The sequence below is a fragment of the Corallococcus sp. CA053C genome (assembly GCF_003611675.1).
GTDB lineage: Bacteria > Myxococcota > Myxococcia > Myxococcales > Myxococcaceae > Corallococcus.
Genome location: NZ_RAWA01000636.1, coordinates 1 through 3,527, shown reverse-complemented (window position 1 = coordinate 3,527; position 3,527 = coordinate 1). Strand labels below are relative to the sequence as shown.

The following is a 3,527-nucleotide window of genomic DNA, read 5'->3' as shown; positions in this document are numbered from 1 at the left end:
CTGGAGGTGGGACGGAGGCGAAGCCGGTGGGGCTGGTGTTCATCGCGGTGCAGCGGCGCGGTGGGGAGGCGGTGGTGGAGCGGCACGTGTTTCCAGGGGACCGGCGGCAGGTGCGACAGGCCGCGGCGGCGAGGGCGCTGGCCCTCCTTCTGGAGCGGGTGGGCGTGGAGTCCTGAATCCTTGGGTCATCCCGGGGGACATTGGTGCGCATGGGCCGGATGGGTGATGAAGGCCCCCCAGGAAGGGAGCGCCCGATGTTTCGAATCGACGTGGATCGCGCGGAGTCCATCGTGAGCTTCGCCCTGGAGGGCTACATCCGGTTGGAGGAGATGGAGCGCTTCGTCGTGGAGTTGAAGGCGGCGACGGACACGGTGGCGGGGCAGGCCATCAAGATTGAGGCGGACCTGCGCACGTTCCGGCCGGCGTCGCCGGAGGCGGCGGACCTCATCCGTCGCGTGCAGGAGTACGGCCTGCGCTCCGGGGTGACGCGGGTGGCGGAGCTGGTGCAGAACCAGATTGTCGCGTTGCAGCTCAACCGGGTGGCCTCGGGCAGTGGGACGGACAAGATCCTCCGCCGCTTCTGGCAGGAGTCCGCGGCGCGCACCTGGCTGTTGAATGGAGACGCGGAGCTGGGCGTGGCGCTCCAGGTCTGAGCGGCGTCTTGATATTCCGGGAGTCCGCTCTGGAGGGCAGGGGGCGTTGACCTCGGGAAGAGCATGACGCCGCGCTGGGTGCCAGTGGTGTTGCTGTTGTTCGCGACGGGGTGTGCGACGTCGCGGACGTGGCGGTTGGACACGGGGGAGGGAGCGCCCCGCGAGTACACGCCACGCACGGAGACGCCGCCGGTCGCGCTGGACGGTGCTGCGTTCGCGGAGGCCGTGCGGATGTTGGCGCCCACCGCGCCGCTGTCCGCGCATCCCCGGGCGGAGGCGCTTCGGCTGTTCGGTCAGCGTCCGCGAGCATCCCTGGGGCTCGTCTCCGTGGAGGAGCCCGGGCGGGGGCGCGTCCGGCTGTCCGAGGAAGGCACGGCGTTGGAGGCCGCCTACGGACGCTGGTGCGTGCGCAAGCGGCTGTCCGGAGACTGCCTGCACCTGCTGGAGAGGGGCCCGACGCTGGATGAGGAGGGCAAGCGCACGCTGGCCTTCCGCATCGCGTTGGACTCGGTGTGGGAGGAGACGGCGGAGGCGCTGGAGGGGCTGACGGACCCGGAGGCGATGGTGACGCTGCTGGCGACGACGGGCGCGGTGTACTTCGCGCTGTGGCTGGTGCCGGAGCCGCTGTTGTCGAAGGGCGTGGCGGCAGCGCTGACGGTGGGGCTGATTGCGTACCTGGGCTGGGACACGGTGTGGAGTCTCGTCCGGGGCTGGAGGGTGCTGGCGGCGGAGGTGAGGGACGCGAAGGACTTCGACGGCATCCGGGACGCGGGGCAGAAGTACGGCCAGGTGATGGGGAAGCAGGCCGCGAGAGCCTTCGTGATGCTGGCGATGGCGGCGCTGGGAAGCACGGCGCAGACGCTGGCGGCGAGGATTCCGACGCTGCCGGGCTCGGCGCAGGCGGCGCTGGTGGGAGCGGAGCAGGGAGGCTTCCTGCTCGCGGCGGCGGACCAGGTGGGCGCGGTGGCCGTGTCGTCGAGCGGCGTGGTGACGATTGAATTGGCCCCGGGCGCGGTGGCGATGACGGCGAAGGGGCCGAGCGCCGCGGTCGAGGGCCACGAGCACCACATCGCCACGAATAAGTGGTGGGAGGCAACTCACAACGAAGGCCCGTGGTCGCCCAGGTTCCAGGAACTCTTCGACCGTGCGGGGATGTCCCTCGACGATGCAGCGAACAGGGTCCGTGTGCCGGGCCACAAAGGGCCTCATCCCCAGGAGTACCATTCAGCAGTCTACGCGCGATTGAGGGGAGCACTGGGACGATGCCGGAGCATCGAGCAATGTCGAGGTCCACTGGTTGAGGAACTCCAGAAGTTGGCCAGAGAAATTCTCAAGCCCGGCAGCGCGCTCAATAAACTGGTGGCTCGGGACTGACGGACAGGACTCATGACGATGCGATACTTCAAGCTCGACGACGACATGAGCATCCAGGACCGCTGGCTGCTGGATGAGGCAACAAATTCGGAGGGCCAGGAGATCGATGATCCCTGGCAGTTCGAGGATGGATGTCCCGTGCAGGTCGAGGAAGGGCTTAGAATTCCTGTCCATCATCCCGGAGCACCGCTCGACTATTCCATAACAAGCGTCGGTGGTGCTCCCATCGTCCACCAGCGCGTCGCGGATCTCTTCATGGAGCTGGCGCCTGAGGACGTGCAGGTGATTCCCGTCGACGTCGACGGGCAGACCGAGCCGTACTGCATTCTCGTCGCCACAAAGCTCATCCGATGCATTGATGACGAGCAGTCCGCGGAGGTGTCGTACTGGAAGCCAGAGGACGGGCGTCCCGAGAAGACCGGAAAATACCGGTCGGTCTATGACATGCGCATCGATCCGACGAAGGTGGGTGCCGAGAAGGTGTTCCGCACCTGGGGATGGACCGGCGCACTCATCGTCTCCGAGGACATCAAGGATGCGTTGGAGCGCGCGAACGTCACGGGCGTGAGCTTCCGGGAAGTCACCGGCCCCAGTGCCATCAGCCCCGAGGAACGCGAACGCAATCGCAAGCTCCGTGCCCTCTACGAGCGCACGGAAACAGCCCGCGAAGCTTTCTGGCGCACCCTGGGCAGGCTGGGCGACGAGGTCATCATTCCCGTCGCCGGAGGAGGCTGGCCCGCGCAGCGCCAGGTCTGGCGCCTCATCCACCGCCCCGAAGGCCGCACCCTCTTCGTGACGGACGGCCTGTCCGACTTCTTCGTGTCCCGGGCGGAGCCCTCCGTCGGCTTCGGCCTGGAGCTCGCGCTCGAAACCGACGAACCCCTGGGCGATGTCTCGAAGAGCTGGCAGCAGCTGCTGCTGGAGCGCATCGGCAACGAGCTCGCGGAGCACGAAAGCCTGCGTGAGAAGGTGAAGACCGGCTTCCTCTCCATGGAGGTCGCGGGCCAGCACCTGCCGGAAACACTCCTGACGAAGGACAACCGGGTGGGCGTGCTGCTGGGCATGGACACCCCCGCGCTCCCCACGCACTTCACGATGCCGGACGGAGAGGTCCGCCTCGTCACCGTGAAGGCCCTGCTGCCCGCGGAGCTCAGCTACCTCCTGGAGCACGGCAAACAGGGCCGAGAAGAACTCGTGCGGCGCTTCAACGAAACAGGCCCCGGGCACCTGTCCCGCGCCTGGCGCCAGCCCGTGGTCTGACGACTCACCCCAGCCCCACCGCGAGCAACCCCGCGAGCGCGGCATACAGCGGCACATTGAGCGCGAACGTGAGCCGGTTGATCCGCCGGAAGCGCGCCTGCTCCGCGTCCGCGAACCACACCCCGTCCTCGCCCGTGGTGCGTCCCTCGACGGCCTGATGGAAAAGCGCCGCATAGGCCACCTCCACCCCCAGGCTCACCAGCACCAGGGCCACCAGCGCGAGCGCCCACAGGTCGCGCC

The 3,527-nt window shown here is 68.1% G+C and carries 4 protein-coding genes and 1 pseudogene; 4 read left to right on the top strand and 1 reads right to left on the bottom strand.

What is annotated here, in order from left to right; genetic code table 11:
* The 4 genes from D7V97_RS41350 to D7V97_RS41335 form a co-directional block, all read left to right on the top strand.
* On the top strand, nucleotides 1-176 hold a 176-nt coding region (locus D7V97_RS41350; protein ID WP_199729154.1), incomplete at its 5' end, for a CinA family protein.
* 78 nt (nucleotides 177-254) lie between these two features.
* The gene (locus D7V97_RS41345; RefSeq protein ID WP_120616037.1) at nucleotides 255-653 is read left to right on the top strand and encodes an STAS/SEC14 domain-containing protein; all 399 of its coding nucleotides are present in this window, start codon (nucleotides 255-257) and stop codon (nucleotides 651-653) included.
* Nucleotides 654-716: 63 nt separating this feature from the next.
* Nucleotides 717-2,027: an AHH domain-containing protein gene (locus D7V97_RS41340; protein WP_120616036.1), complete on the top strand. Its 1,311-nt coding sequence runs from the start codon at nucleotides 717-719 to the stop codon at nucleotides 2,025-2,027.
* Between the two features lie 12 nt (nucleotides 2,028-2,039).
* Entirely contained in the window at nucleotides 2,040-3,287 is a 1,248-nt protein-coding gene (locus D7V97_RS41335; RefSeq protein WP_368669017.1) for a DUF1629 domain-containing protein, read from the top strand.
* A 4-nt stretch (nucleotides 3,288-3,291) separates the two neighbouring features.
* On the opposite strand, the pseudogene D7V97_RS41330 reads toward D7V97_RS41335, so the two are convergent.
* Nucleotides 3,292-3,527, bottom strand: a pseudogene (locus D7V97_RS41330) (hypothetical protein); the annotation flags it as partial.

Excerpts from the sequence above, each read along its gene's own strand:
- D7V97_RS41345 (WP_120616037.1), top strand. The coding sequence starts at position 255 with ATGTTTCGAATCGACGTGGATCGCGCGGAGTCCATCGTGAGCTTCGCC.
- D7V97_RS41340 (WP_120616036.1), top strand. The coding sequence starts at position 717 with ATGACGCCGCGCTGGGTGCCAGTGGTGTTGCTGTTGTTCGCGACGGGG.
- D7V97_RS41335 (WP_368669017.1), top strand. The coding sequence starts at position 2,040 with ATGACGATGCGATACTTCAAGCTCGACGACGACATGAGCATCCAGGAC.